Here is a 13735-nt window from a genome sequence, read left to right on the forward strand (position 1 = left end):
TGCAGCCGCTTCGAACGTGCAGTGAAGACGTCCCGAAGGTCAGGATCCGACTGCTGCTGATGCATGGCGGCGTCACCGACGCCCGCGGATGCGCTGCACCTCCAGGACGAGGACGGCGAGCCCGACGGCGGCTGCTGTCCCGAGGACGGTCACGATCGGCGCTGCCGCAGATGCGAGCACGGCTGCGGCGGCCAGGAGGAAGAGGACCGAGGCCGTCGTCGAGATCCTGTCGCGCAGGAGGACGACCCACACCGCGACCATGAACACCGACACGGGGACGGTCAGCGCGAACGACGCGTCGGACGCGGTGAGGTGCTCGCCCGCGTGGGTCAGGAGGTCGAGCTCCACCTCGATGCCCGCCGAGACGGCACCGGCGGCGGCGAAGACGACGTAGTGGGCGTACCCGAAGGCGAACCCCTCGCGTGACGAGGTCAGCCGATCGCCCTGCTCCCGGCTGAAGTAGATCCACCACATGCCGGCTGCGAGGACGATGCCGGCGACGGCCAGGCCGACGAGCCCATCGATCCGCTCGTCGCTGTTGGCCGCGTCGATGATGGCGTTCGCCGACCCCAGCAGGCTCTCGCCCAGCAGGATGAGGGTGAACAGCCCGTATCGCTCCGCGACGTGATGCGGATGCCAGGGGGTGCGGTGGATGCGTTCGGCCCACACCGGTACGAGGACCTCCAGCAGCATGGCTGGCCAGAAGGTCCAGAACTGCCCCTCGACGGGCAGGGCGAGACGGGCGACCCAGAGCACCTGGACGAGGCTGATGCCGATGGCGAATCGGAGCGCGACCGCCCGTTGCTCGGGATCCGAGATCGCGAGGCGCACCCACTGCGCCACCATCGCCAATCGCATGATCACGTATCCCACGGTGATGATCGCCCACTGGCCGTCGACCATCGCATCGTGCACCCCGGCGGCGAGGACGAGGACACCTGCCATCTGGACGATCGTCGTGAGGCGGTACAGCCAGTCGTCGGTGTCGAAGGCGGAGGCGAACCAGGTGAAGTTCATCCACGCCCACCAGATGGCGAAGAAGATCATCGCGTAGGAGACGGTCGTCTCCGCCGCGTGGCCCTCGACGATCCCGTGGTGGAGGTTCTGCGAGGCCTGGGACACGGCGACGACGAAGACGAGATCGAAGAGCAGCTCCAACGGGCTCGCCACCCGGTGCCCCTCACCGGGGTCGCGGCCGGTCATACGGAGGAGACCCAGTCGGTTCAGCACGATCCCATCCTGCCGTGCCTGTCGTTGCCAAGGAAGCTTGACACATCACCGGATGACAAGCATGCTTGACGTATGTCAGGTTTCCTTGTCATTTCGACCCCGATCGTCCAGGTGCGCCGACGATGACGGCGGACGACACGTCGGCCCGACGCGGTGGCGCCGCGTTCCGGCGGCTGGCGTCGATGAGCGCTCGCGACGTGCTCCGGAGCCCGCTCACCGGGATCTCGATGTGGTTCATGACCGGCATCATCCTCGTGATCTACGTCTCCATGTGGCTCGCGTTCGTCGTCCTGGGCCCTGCTCCGGTCGTCGCGCTGGACACGGACGACCCGGGAGTCTCGTCGGCGCTGGAACGGGCCGGTGTGCGGGTGGTCGCCGACGGCGCTCCCGATCGGAACACGCGGGTGACCGTGCACGAGGGGCGCGCCCTGGTCGTGCTCGACGCCGCGGACCAGGCTGCGTGGGACCCGATCTGGCGAGGGCTGCGCGACGCAGGCGTCCCGGCCCACGGGGTGACGGTGACGGACGACGAGGGCGATGTGAAGATCGACCCGCTCCAGGAGAACCTCGGCATCGTGGTCCTGGTCGGGGTCGCGAGCCTGGCGTTCATCGGGACGACCGTCCCACTCGTGGCGATGCGGGAGCGCGGGCTGCTCCGGCTGCTCGGCGTGACGCCGCTCCGCCGGTCGACCTTCCTCCTCGCCCAGCTCCCCTTGCGCGCGCTGGTGGCGGTGGGGATCCTGGTGCTGACGACCGGGATCGCAGTCTGGCGCAGGTACGTCGACGGCGTGGACCTCCTGGCCCTGGGGGTCTCGTTCCTCCTCGGAGCGGCGATGCTGTTCGCTCTGGCGCTGGTGTTCGCCGCCCGATCGCGGAACGCCGAGGCGACACAACAGACGATGGTGATGGTGACGATCGGGCTCGTGTTCGCGTCGGGCGGGCTCCTGCCGCAGTCCATCCTCCCCGCCGCCGTGCAGGTCGCCATGAACTGCCTGCCGACCACCTGGTTCGTCGCCGCCGCGAGTGCCTCACTGACCGGGGCCGAACCGTTCCTCCCCGTCCCCGCGCTCTGGGGGCTCATGTCGCTCGTCACCGTCGCAGCAGGCGTGCTCGCCGTGCGGTGGTTCGAGTGGGATCAGTCCGAGCGCGATGGGTGGACGACCACGATGTCCGACACGCAACGAGAGGTGGCAGCATGAACGAACACACGACACGGGGATCGACGCCGCAGGAGCGTCGTGCGTCCCGCAGATACATGTGGGAGATCGCGGCCGGTGCCGTCGGGTTCCTCGTGACGTTCCTCTTCCTGCCGGAGCTGTTCCCCACCGAGCCGGGATCGCCCGCAGCCGTCGCGGTCGCACTCGTCCCGCTCGTGCCGGTGGTGTGGATCGTGATCGCCCTCATCCGGCACGTGCGCCGTGTCGACGAACTGCAGCGCGGAGTGATCGTGCTGAGTCTCGCCATCGGGTTCGGCGCGGCGATGCTGATCAGCCTCGCGGTCGTGTTCCTGTCGACCGCCGGTGTCGTCGTCCCCCAGCCGGAATGGTGGGTGTTCATCGGCGGGATGGCGGTCTGGGGCGTGACCATCGGTGTCGTCTCCTTCCGGGCCACCCGATGAAGAACGACGTCCGCGCCCTGCGCACCGAACGCGGGTGGACCCAGGTCCAGTTCGCTGAGGCACTCGGCGTCTCCAGGCAGACGGTGAACGCACTCGAGACCGGGCGCTACGACCCCTCCCTGCCGTTGGCGTTCCGGGTCTCCGCACTGCTCTCCCGCCCGATCGAGGAGATCTTCTTCCCGGGTGAACACGATGCCCCGCCGTCTGGAGGACGACGATGAACGGATCGGACCGAGTGGTCGTCACCGTCGACCGGCTCAGCAAGCGCTACGGCGACCGGAGCGTCCTGCGCGACGTCTCCCTCCGGGTCCACGCGGGCGAGGTGTTCGGACTGCTGGGACCGAACGGCGCCGGGAAGACCACCACGCTCGAGACCATCGTCGGACTCCTCCGTCCCACCGACGGAACCGTCCGGGTGCTCGGACGAGACCCGTCGATCGACCGCCGATACGTGACCGAGCGGATGGCGGTGCAGCCGCAGGCCGCCACCCTGTTCCCGACGCTGACGGTCGCGGAGACGCTCGACCTCTTCGCGTCGTTCTACCGCGACGTGCGGCGCCCCGAGGAGGTCTTGGACGAGCTCGACCTGGGGGAGGCACGGCGCGTGCGCGTCAAGCACCTCTCAGGCGGCCAGGAGCGTCGCCTGCTGATCGCCATCGCGTTGATCGGCAATCCCGAGATCGTCGTCCTCGACGAGCCGTCGGCCGGACTCGACCCGCAGGCCCGACGGAACCTCTGGAGCATCATTCGGCGCCAGCAGGAACGCGGGACCACGATCCTGCTCTCGACGCACCACATGGACGAGGCCACCCAGGTCTGCGACCGGATCGCCGTCCTCGTGGACGGCTCGATCGCCGCCTCGGGGGAGCCGGAGACCCTGGTCCGGGAACACGCCGCGACGGCCACGGTGACCTTCGAAGTCCCCGGCCGGACCACCGCGGACGAGTTGCGTTCGCACGACATCCCCGGCGAGATCACCGTGACGGCGAAGGGCGCCGTCAGCCTGGTCGGGATCGTGACCGACGACCCTGACGCCGTGCTGCGCCGACTCACCTTCTCCACCGGTCTCAGACCGCGCGGGTTCCGAGTGGCCCACGGGTCACTCGAGGATCTCTTCGTCGATCTCGCGAATCGGCCGACGTCTGCAGCCGAGGGCGACCGGGCCCACAGCCCATGAGTGCGACGCATGCGTTCCCAGCGCAGGTCCGGAGCTTCGCCGCGGCTCACGCGCGTGACCTCGTCCGGGACCCGCGCTCGATCATCGCGCTCGTGGCGAGTTTCCTGGCCTTGATCGGACTGCTCTGGGGTGTGGACGCCCTCGTGGCGACGGCGTCCGGCACCCCGGCCGGCGTGCTGGAGCGAGGCCTCCCGCTCGTTTCGAGCACGGGCTTGATGGCGATTGCGTTCATGCTCACCACGGTCCCGCTGGTCCGGCATCGCAGCACCGGCCTGCTGCGGGCGCTGTCGACCTCGCCGGCCCGACGCGACGCGTACCTGCTCGGACACCTGCCGATCCGTGTGGGGATGGTCGTCGGCGAGGCCGCGGTGATCCTCGCCCTGGCCGCTTGGACGGTGCCGACCCGTCCGCTCTCCGATCTCGTCGCGGTCGCCGTCACGATGCTGCTCGGCGGCGCGATGCTGCTCGGCTTCGGCTATCTCCTCGCCGCCCGGCTGTCGAACCCGGACATCGCCATGCAACTCGCGTACCTGCTGCCGATGCTCGCTCTGGCCACGTCCGGGGCCCTCTTCCCGCTCGCGTTCCTTCCGGAGTGGGTCGCCGGTCTCTTCCGGCTCCTGCCCACGACCTGGATCGTCGGCGCGCTCGAGGCGACCATCTCCCAAGGCCCTCAGCCCGTACCGCTCGCGGTGGTCTGGAGCCTGATGGCGGCGTGCGCGCTCGTGTCGGGTCTCGCGGCCGCCCGGCTCCACCGATGGGACGCCGGCTGATCGGCGAAGCTGCCGTCCGTCGCTTCAGGCCCGGCGCGGGGGTGCCGTCGAGTCGCGCACGATGAGCTGCGAGTCGAGACTCGCGACCGAACGGGGCGACCCTCCGGCCATGGCGTGGAGCAGCACCTCGACCGCCAACGACCCGCACCGGTTGATCGCGAGCCGCACGGTGGTGAGACCGGGCTGGCGGATGGACGCCATCTCGATGTCGTCGGTGCCGATGATGCTGAGGTCCTCGGGGCAGCGCTTGCCCATCGACGTGATCCCGGCGTCGATGCCGAGGGCGACGAGGTCGTTGTAGGCGATGACCGCCGTCGCGCCGCTCGCCACGATCGTGGCCGCTGCGGCGAGGCCGCCCTGGATCGAGGCCGCCTGGTGGCCCAGGCGGGTGAACTCGATGTCGAGCTGTGCACATGCCGCCGCGACCGCGTCGCCACGGCGGAGGTCCGCCCAGGAGTGCTTCGGACCGGCCGCGTAGGCGATGTGTCGGTGACCCAGGGCGGCGAGGTGCTCGACCGCCTGCCGTGGCCCGCTCTCGGTGTCCATCACGACGTAGGGCAGGCCGTCGATGATGCGGTTGACCACCACGACCGGGGTGTCGCCGACGAGCGCGCGGATCTCGTCGTCCGGGAGGCGTGGCGAGCAGAGGAGCATCCCGTTGAGCTTCCGCGCCAGTTCCAGCTGCTCGTGCTCCCGATGCAGGTCCTCATCGGTGTCGAACAACACCGGGCGGTGGCGTCCCTGCCAGGCCTGGGCGTGGACGCCCTTCAGGAGTGTCGCGTAGACCGGGCTGGCGATGTCGGGGACGATGACGCCGAAGGTCTTCTCCGCCGTCGAGCCGTTCGGGTTCGAGTACCCGAGGTCCGCCGCCGCCGTGAGGACCCGCTCGAGCGTCGCGTTCGCAAGGCGATCCGGCTCGCCGAACGCCCGCGACGCGGTGGCGATGGAGACGCCCGCGTGACGGGCGACATCGGTGAGGGTGGCGGTCACGGTTGATCCTTCGCGGGGTCGGGTGTACTCATGATGCGGCATCGCGCTGCCATGAAACTACTTGACAAACTTTGTACAAACCATTCAGAATCACTTTCATGATGATCGACGCGGATCTCCTCCAGCCGACGACGCAGTGCCCCGAGGCTCGGCGATGACGGCCCTGCCGCCGCGACTGGGCGCCGGTTCGGGCCCGCGTCCGGAGCACCCGGAACCGTCCGCCGCCGGCATCCTGCACCTCGGCCTCGGCAACTTCCACCGAGCGCACCAGGCCGTCTACACGGCGGCTGCGCTCAGCGCGGGCAGCGATGAATGGGGCATCGTCGGTGTCGCATCCCGGTCCCGAGCGGTCGTCGACGCCATGCAAGCGCAGGATCTCCGCTACACGGTCGCCGAGATCTCACCCACCGGGGCCTCGTTCTCCGTGCCTGCGGTGCACACCGACGTGTTCGTCGCGACGGAGGATCCGGAGCGCGTGGTCGGTACCCTCGCGGACGACCGCATCCGGGTCGTCACGCTGACCGTGACTGAGCACGGCTACAGCGCCTCACCGTCGACCGGCCTCCTCGACCTGAACGACCCGCTGATCGCAGCCGACCTCCGGGGAGGTGCCCCGCAGACGACCATCGGCCAGCTCGCTCGCGGTCTGCAGCGGCGGGCTTCCGGCAGCGGCGCCCCGATCACGATCCTGAGCTGCGACAACCTGAGCGAGAACGGCGCTCGCACGGAGGCGCTCGTCCGAGCCTTCCTCTCCGAACTGCGCGGCACCGAGGGCGCGGAAGCACTCGCCTACCTCGACAGCGCGGTCGCCTTCCCGTCCAGCATGGTCGACCGCATCGTCCCGGCGACGACCGCGCAACTGCGCGAGCTCGTGGCAGCCCGCCTCGGCGTCCGGGACGACGCACCGGTCTCCGCCGAACCGTTCACGATGTGGGCGATCGAAGACCGCTTCGCCGCTGCGCGTCCCGCCTGGGAGGCCGGAGGCGCCGTGTTCACCGACGAGGTGGGGGCGTACGAGCAGATGAAGGTGCGGCTCCTCAACGGGACGCACTCGCTCATCGCCTACCTCGGTGCGCTCCGCGGGGTGGCCACGATCTCGGAGTCGATCGCCGACACCGCCGTCGAATCCGCCGCACTGGCGATCCTCCGCGACGAGTACGAACCGTCCGTGCGGTTCCCGTCCGGCGTCGACGTCCGCACGTATGAGCGGCAGCTCTTCGAACGCTGGGCCAACCACGCCCTCGGGCACCGCACGGCGCAGGTGGGCACCGACGGATCGGTGAAGCTCCGCCAGCGCATCCCGGAACCCGCACTCCGTCTGCTCGAGGCCGGATCCGTTCCGCACCTCATCGCCCTCACGGTTGCGGCCTACCTGTCCTGCATCGCCCCGATGCCGGGGTTCGACCCCGGTCCGCACGCGCGCGCCATGGTCGATCCGGCCCGCGAGGAGCTCACCCGGCTGGCGGACACGTCGACGGACGGTCGGCATCTCGCGCAGCGGGTTATCGCCGAGCTGCACCTCTTCGGGCAGGATCTCGCCGAGCAGCCGACCTTCATCTCGCGGGTCGGCGAACTGATCGACACCATCCGTCGACACGGCGTTGACGCGGCCATCCGCGACAGCATCGCCGCCTCGCAGGCACCCATGACCACGACAGGAGCCCACCGATGAAGACGCTCGCGATCCACGGCGCGGAGGACATCCGCTGGGAGGACACCCCCACGCCGGAACCACGCGACGGCGAGGTCCGCCTCCGAGTGCGGTACGTCGGTATCTGCGGCTCCGACCTGCACTACTACTTCAACGGAGCGAACGGCGAGTACGTCATCCGGGAACCGCTCACCCCCGGCCACGAGCTCTCGGCCGTCGTCGACGTGGACCCCTCCGGTCGGCTCGCCCCCGGCACCCGGGTCACCGTGCACCCGGCGCGATACGGCCCGACCCTGCCGGGGCTCGAGGACCGCCCACACCTGAGGCCCGGCGGCGACTACCTCGGGAGCGCCGCGGCGAACCCGCACCGACAGGGTGGGGCCTCGGAGTACCTGATCGTCGAACACTCGATGGTGCGCGTCCTGCCCGACGGACTCCCGCTCGAGCGGGCGGCGCTCGCCGAACCCCTCGCGGTCGCCATGCACGCGGTCGGGCTGGCCGACGACGTGCGCGGCGCGCGGGTCCTCGTCATCGGTGCCGGGCCCATCGGTCTGCTCGTGGTCGCCGCGGCCGGCCGGACCGGTGCAGCGTCGATCGCGGCGAGCGACATGCGCGAACAGGCACTGGAACGCGCCGCGACCGTCGGAGCCGGTGAGCTCCTGCTCGTGGGTCGCGACGCCGTCGCCGACGAGTCCTACGACGTCGTCTTCGAATGCTCGGGCGCGCCGGTCGCCCTGACCCAGGCGGTCCGGGCCGCGAGACGAGGCGGGTCGATCGTGCAGGTCGGCATGCTCCCCGACGCCGACAGCCCGATCAACCTCGCCCCCATGCTCGCCAAGGAGCTCACCATCCGCGGCGCGTTCCGCTTCTCCACCGAGATCGACGACGCGATCGCGTTCCTCGCCGAGGGCGATCTCCTCGACCCCGTCGTGACCCAGGTCATCCCAGCCGAGGAGGCGGTCGACGCCTTCGCCGTCGCTCGGGACTCGTCCCGCTCGGCGAAGGTGCTCCTCGCCTTCTGAGCCACCCACCGCACACTCCCACCCCAACTTCCGCTGCATCCCGTAGGTCCGAAGGAGTACCTCATGTCAGAACCCAAATCGTCCGTCGCCACCGGCGACCCCACCGCGAACCGATCCGTCCGCGACCTCGTCCGCGCCGCCATCTCCGGGTGGCTCGGCACCGCGCTCGAGTTCATGGACTACCAGCTCTACTCGCTGGCCGCCGCGCTCGTGTTCGCCGACCTCTTCTTCTCGAACGAGGACCCGGCCATGGCCGTCGTCGCCGCGATGGCGACGTACGGGGTCGGCTACGTCGCCCGTCCGGTCGGCGCGTTCTTCTTCGCCCGGCTCGGCGACAAGACCGGCCGGACCAAGGTCCTCTTCTACACGATCCTGCTCATGGGCCTGTCGACGACGCTCATCGGCTTCCTGCCGACCTACTCGCAGGTCGGCATCCTCGCGCCGATCCTGCTGGTCCTCCTGCGGATCGCGCAGGGCTTCGGAGCCGGTGCCGAGATCTCGGGCGCCGGCGTCATGCTCGCCGAGTACGCCCCGGCCAAGCGAGGCGGCATCATCGCATCGCTCGTGGCGCTCGGGACCAACTGCGGCACCCTGCTCGCCTCCGCGCTGTGGGCCGGTCTGCTCCTGGCGTTCAGTGAGGACGAGGTCATCGCCTGGGCCTGGCGCATCCCCTTCATCGGCAGCGTCGTGATCATGCTCTTCGCGGTCTGGGTCCGCTTCAACCTCAAGGAGAGCCCGGTCTTCGAGGAGCGCGACGACGTCGTCGACGGCAAGGCGCTCACCAAGCAGGAGACCATCGCCCTCGCGACCGAGACCGGCAACCTCCGCACCCTCGAGGCCATGAACCGCAAGCCGATCAAGGCGTTCAGCATCGCGCTCCTCCTGCGGTTCGGTCAGGCCGGCAACTCGGGACTCGTCCAGACGTACCTCATCAGCTACATCACCGTCGTCCTGCTGCTGGACCGGTCGATCGGGGTCAACGCCGTCATCGTCTCCTCGCTCGTCGCCTTCATCACCGTGCCGCTCTCCGGCTGGCTCGGTGACCGGTACGGACGGAAGCGCATGTACATGGTGTGGGCGATCATCGCGCTCATCATCATCGTCCCGACCATGCTCATGATCCACAGCAAGGACACCGTCCAGGTGTTCGTCGGCTACGTCGTCCTGCACAACCTGGCCGTGATGAGCTTCGCGTCGCTCGAGAACCTGACCCTGCCGGAACTCTTCGGCGCGCGGAACCGCTACACCTACACGGCGATGGCCCGGGAGATCGCGGCGATCGTCGCGACCGGCGCGGGCCCCGTCATCGCCGCCGCCTGGGTGTCCGCCGCCACCGGTTCGTTCATCCCGATCATCATCATGCTCGGCGTCTTCACCCTCTGCGCCCTGGTCGCGTCCATCTGGATGCCGGAGGTCGCCGGTCGGGACCTCACCGACCCGCGCGACGCCATCTGACCGGCATCCGACCTCCTCGAAAGGAACCTCATGAGCATCGAACGCGCGGACGTCATCGTCACGAGTCCCGGCCGGAACTTCGTCACCCTGAAGATCACCACCAGCGACGGTGTCGTGGGCTGGGGCGACGCGACCCTCAACGGGCGCGAGCTCGCTGTCGCGTCGTACCTCGGCGACCACGTCGCGTCGATGCTGATCGGCCGCGATGAGGACCGCATCGAGGACACCTGGCAGTACCTGTACCGCGGACCCTACTGGCGGCGCGGCCCCGTCACGATGGCGGCCATCGCCGCGGTGGACATGGCGCTCTGGGACATCAAGGCCAAGAAGGCCGGGGTGCCGTTGTACCAGCTGCTCGGCGGCGCGAGTCGGTCGGGGATCCGGGCGTACGCCCACGCCTCGGGGACGGACTACCAGGCGCTCGCCAACGCGATCACCGGGTACCAGGAGCTCGGGTTCACCGCGGTGCGCGTGCAGACCGGTGTGCCGGGGCTCGGGCAGGTGTACGGGGTGTCCGCCTCAGGGCCCGGCGTCCGCTACGACTACGAGCCGGCGAAGCGCGCGGCGGACGGCTCGGCGGCCACGGCACCGACCGAGGAGTCCTGGGACACCGCCGGCTATCTCGCGCACATGCCGGGCGTCTTCGAACGGATCCGCGAGGACTTCGGGACGGGCCTCCGGATCCTGCATGACGGACACCACCGCATGTCGCCGATCGAGGCCGCCCGGTTCGCGAAGGACATCGAGCCGTACAAGCTCTTCTGGCTCGAGGACTGCACACCGGGGGAGGACCAGACCGCCCTGCGACTCGTCCGCCAGCACTCGACCACGCCGCTGGCGATCGGCGAGGTCTTCAACTCGGTGTACGACTACCAGACCCTCATCACCGAGCGCCTCATCGACTACGTCCGCTCGGCGGTGACGCACACCGGTGGCATCACGGCGATGAAGAAACTGCTCGACTTCGCGGCGATCTACGGGATCCGTTCCGGCATCCACGGCCCCACCGACATCTCGCCCATCGGGATGGCCGCAGCGCTGCACCTCGACCTCGCGATCCACAACTTCGGGATCCAGGAGTACATGCCGCACAACGAGCAGACCCTCGAGGTGTTCCAGACCTCCTTCACCTTCGACGACGGCTTCCTGCACCCCGGCGAGCAGCCCGGCCTCGGCGTCGAACTCGACGAGGACGCGGCTGCGGCGTTCGAGTACACGAAGGCGTACCTGCCGGTGAACCGGCTGACGGACGGCACCGTCCACGACTGGTGAGTGGCGGCGGCATAGCATCGGCCGGCGGTCGCGCCGACGATAGGGTGAGGACCCGTGACGGCCGCCCTTCCCCCTGAGCATCGCGAGACGACGCCCCGCGGGGTCCTCGTCTCCGTCGTCGCCTCGTTCCTGTTCGCGGCGCTGTTCTTCCTGCCACCGCTGCTGGAACCGTTCGGGGCGAACGAGATCTTCGCCTGGCGCGTGATCGCGACGGTGCCGGTGCTGGCGACGCTCATCGCGGTGTTCGGGTGGTGGCGGGACGTCCGCGACATCGCGGTCCGTCTCGCACGTCGTCCGCTCCTCGTCCTCGTGGTCGTCCTCGACGGGCTCCTGTTGTCCCTGCAGCTGTGGCTCTTCGGTTGGGCACCGCAGACGGGGCACGGGCTGGAACTCGCGCTCGGCTACCTGCTGATGCCACTGGCGATGGTCGTGGTCGGCGTCGTCCTGCATCGGGAGCGACTCGCACCGCTCCGGATCGCTGCGGTCGCTGCAGCCGCCATCGGCGTCACCGCCGCGATCGTCGTGGCCGGTGGGTTGTCCTGGGCGACCATCGCGGTCGCCGTCGGCTACCCGGTGTACTTCGCGATCCGGCGCCGAGCCGGGCTCGACTCCATCGGTGCGTTCTGCTTCGAGCTGGCGGTCCTCGTCCCCGTCGCAATCGTGCTGGCGCTGCAACCGGCCTCACTCGCCGTCCTGGCCGCGCACCCGCAGCTGGGCTGGGGGATCGTGCTCCTCGGGGTGATCGGTGGCGTCGCCCTCGTGCTGTACCTCGTCGCGAGTCGCCTGCTGTCGTTCGGCGTCTTCGGACTGCTCAGCTACCTGGAACCGGTGCTGCTGGTCCTCGTGGCGGTCCTGCTCCTCGGCGAATCCCTGACGTTCGCCGACGGGTTCGTCTACGGCCCGATCGTGGCGGCCCTCGTGCTCTTGGGGCTCGAGACCGTGCGACGCCCGCGCTGACCGCCGTCCCCCAGCACGGCGCGTCGCCGCGAACCTGTGAAGTCAAGCCTCGGGACGCGTTCCGCGAGCGCGCCTAACCTGATGGCATGGTTACGAAGCATGCTCCAGCACTGTCGCTCGAGTCGCCGTTTCCTCCAGCGCGAGACTCGTCCGAACGGCACCACGTCGTCCCGATCGGTGCCCGGCAATGGCGGATCTCGAACGACGCCGATCCCTCCTCACCCGAATGTTGTCTCGCATACGTCGAGGCACAGGGCGCCGGTTACGACGTCCTCATCGTGGCGCCCAGCCCGCCTGAATGGCTGCATGTGGACACCTTCGACGAGGCCAAGCGCGCCGCGATCCGACGGCCGTCGCCGCAGCTCTGAGTCGCTCCACCGGCATTCATTCGCCCATTCTTGGGCGACGGAGTGCTGGTTCGCCCAAGAATGGGCGAACGAAGAGGGTCAGACGCTCCCGCGACGCACGATCGACGTGGGGACGAACGAGCCGATGGGCGAGATCGTCTCGCCCCGGAGCTGCGCGAGGAGCACTTCCGCCGCGCGCTGACCGACGGCCGCCGCCGGCTGGTGGACCGTGGTGAGGGGCGGGTGGCAACGGAGCGCCCACGCCGAGTCGTCGAAGCCGACGACCGACACGTCCTCCGGCACGCTCCGCCCTGCCGCCCGAAGGGCTTCGAGCGCTCCGGCCGCGACGGCGTCCGAAGCCGCGAACACGCCGTCGACGGCCGGCTCGCGGCGGAGCAGCTCCGACATGCCGGCGAAGCCGTCCTGGTGCGAGTAGAGCGGGACCTCCACGACGAGTCGTTCGTCGAAGCGGTCGCCGAGCGCATCGCGGAATCCGGCGAGTCGGTCTGAGCCGGAATCCCGGTCGAGGGCTGCGGCGATCATGCCGATGTGCCGTCGGCCGGCGCCGATCAGCTCACCGGTGATGTCGACCGATGCCGACCGGTTGTCGATCCCGACGAAGGGGAGCTCACGGAGGTCGGGCGGATGGCCGACGAAGGTCGCGGGGAGGCCGAGGCGCTCGATGACGCGCGTGATCGGGTCGTTCTGGCGGGCGGACACCATGATCACCCCGTCGACGAAGCCGCCCGAGAGGTACCGGGTGATGCGGTCGGTGTCGCGCTCGGAGTCGACGACCAGACAGACGAGCTGGTGGTCTGCCTGTGACAGGGCCTCGTTCGCCCCGAGCAGGATGTTGCCGATGTTGGGGTCGTCGACGAACAGGCTGTGCGGCTCGTGGACGACGAAACCGACGGCCTGGGTGCGCTGCATGACGAGGTTCCGGGCGGCCGTGTTCGGCACGTAGCCGACCTTCTCGATGGCGGCCTCGATAGCCTCGCGCGCTTCAGCGGACACGTAGCGCTCGCCGTTGACGACCCGGCTGACCGTGCCCCGGGAGACGCCGGCCTCGACGGCGACATCGTGCACCGTCGCTCGTTTGCGTCGGGTCGGCGGAGGGGTCACGGCTCCACCCTAGCGCCGGTCGGGGCGGCCTTCGGAGGGCTCCGTGTTGACAGATTCAGAAACGCACGCCTACTCTGTGTACGTTCACAGACTCTCAACGTGGAGTTGTCGCTCTTCGATCTGT

General features: G+C 69.5%; 14 protein-coding genes. 11 read left to right on the forward strand and 3 right to left on the reverse strand.

Annotation, left to right across the window (positions count from 1 at the left end; genetic code table 11):
- Positions 1 to 72: 72 nt before the first annotated feature.
- Entirely contained in the window at positions 73 to 1230 is a 1158-nt protein-coding gene (locus ITJ66_RS00950) for a low temperature requirement protein A (protein WP_370582527.1), read from the reverse strand.
- A gap of 122 nt (positions 1231 to 1352) precedes the next feature.
- Between ITJ66_RS00950 and ITJ66_RS00955 the strand changes: the two genes are divergently transcribed.
- From ITJ66_RS00955 to ITJ66_RS00975, 5 genes are read left to right on the forward strand one after another with little or no spacing between them, the layout of a single operon-like run.
- On the forward strand, positions 1353 to 2429 hold the full coding sequence (locus tag ITJ66_RS00955) for an ABC transporter permease (protein WP_194642879.1): 1077 nt from the start codon (positions 1353 to 1355) through the stop codon (positions 2427 to 2429).
- On the forward strand, positions 2426 to 2848 hold the full coding sequence (locus ITJ66_RS00960) for a hypothetical protein (protein WP_192018859.1): 423 nt from the start codon (positions 2426 to 2428) through the stop codon (positions 2846 to 2848). Before ITJ66_RS00955 ends, ITJ66_RS00960 begins: the two co-directional genes overlap by 4 nt.
- A complete protein-coding gene (locus tag ITJ66_RS00965) occupies positions 2845 to 3069 on the forward strand; it encodes a helix-turn-helix transcriptional regulator (RefSeq protein WP_079704339.1) in 225 nt (74 codons plus the stop codon). The genes ITJ66_RS00960 and ITJ66_RS00965 overlap by 4 nt, the downstream gene beginning before the upstream one ends.
- Positions 3066 to 4025: an ABC transporter ATP-binding protein gene (locus ITJ66_RS00970; RefSeq protein WP_194642881.1), complete on the forward strand. Its 960-nt coding sequence runs from the start codon at positions 3066 to 3068 to the stop codon at positions 4023 to 4025. Before ITJ66_RS00965 ends, ITJ66_RS00970 begins: the two co-directional genes overlap by 4 nt.
- A complete protein-coding gene (locus ITJ66_RS00975) occupies positions 4022 to 4795 on the forward strand; it encodes an ABC transporter permease (protein WP_194642883.1) in 774 nt (257 codons plus the stop codon). Before ITJ66_RS00970 ends, ITJ66_RS00975 begins: the two co-directional genes overlap by 4 nt.
- A gap of 24 nt (positions 4796 to 4819) precedes the next feature.
- Here ITJ66_RS00975 and ITJ66_RS00980 read toward each other — a convergent pair whose 3' ends face one another.
- On the reverse strand, positions 4820 to 5785 hold the full coding sequence (locus ITJ66_RS00980) for a LacI family DNA-binding transcriptional regulator (protein ID WP_192018862.1): 966 nt from the start codon (positions 5783 to 5785) through the stop codon (positions 4820 to 4822).
- Between the two features lie 154 nt (positions 5786 to 5939).
- Here ITJ66_RS00980 and ITJ66_RS00985 point away from each other — a divergent pair, with 154 nt between their 5' ends.
- The 6 genes from ITJ66_RS00985 (at position 5940) to ITJ66_RS01010 (ending at position 12510) form a co-directional block, all read left to right on the forward strand.
- Positions 5940 to 7457 (forward strand): mannitol dehydrogenase family protein, encoded by a 1518-nt coding sequence (locus ITJ66_RS00985; RefSeq protein ID WP_194642885.1) that lies wholly within the window; start codon positions 5940 to 5942, stop codon positions 7455 to 7457.
- Positions 7454 to 8458 carry an L-idonate 5-dehydrogenase gene (locus ITJ66_RS00990; protein ID WP_194642887.1) on the forward strand — a complete coding sequence of 335 codons (1005 nt, stop codon included), beginning with the start codon at positions 7454 to 7456 and terminating at the stop codon, positions 8456 to 8458. The genes ITJ66_RS00985 and ITJ66_RS00990 overlap by 4 nt, the downstream gene beginning before the upstream one ends.
- A gap of 63 nt (positions 8459 to 8521) precedes the next feature.
- Positions 8522 to 9913 carry an MFS transporter gene (locus ITJ66_RS00995; RefSeq protein WP_194642889.1) on the forward strand — a complete coding sequence of 464 codons (1392 nt, stop codon included), beginning with the start codon at positions 8522 to 8524 and terminating at the stop codon, positions 9911 to 9913.
- Positions 9914 to 9943: 30 nt separating this feature from the next.
- A complete protein-coding gene (manD, locus tag ITJ66_RS01000; RefSeq protein ID WP_079704346.1) occupies positions 9944 to 11185 on the forward strand; it encodes a D-mannonate dehydratase ManD in 1242 nt (413 codons plus the stop codon).
- 54 nt (positions 11186 to 11239) lie between these two features.
- A complete protein-coding gene (gene rarD / locus ITJ66_RS01005; protein ID WP_194642891.1) occupies positions 11240 to 12142 on the forward strand; it encodes an EamA family transporter RarD in 903 nt (300 codons plus the stop codon).
- Positions 12143 to 12228: 86 nt separating this feature from the next.
- Entirely contained in the window at positions 12229 to 12510 is a 282-nt protein-coding gene (locus ITJ66_RS01010) for a hypothetical protein (RefSeq protein WP_194642893.1), read from the forward strand.
- 78 nt (positions 12511 to 12588) lie between these two features.
- Here the strand turns inward: ITJ66_RS01010 and ITJ66_RS01015 are convergent, their stop codons facing one another.
- A complete protein-coding gene (locus ITJ66_RS01015; protein ID WP_194642895.1) occupies positions 12589 to 13611 on the reverse strand; it encodes a LacI family DNA-binding transcriptional regulator in 1023 nt (340 codons plus the stop codon).
- Positions 13612 to 13735 lie beyond the last annotated feature (124 nt).

This window comes from Plantibacter sp. VKM Ac-2885, assembly GCF_015351205.1.
GTDB classification, from domain to species: domain Bacteria; phylum Actinomycetota; class Actinomycetes; order Actinomycetales; family Microbacteriaceae; genus Plantibacter; species Plantibacter auratus.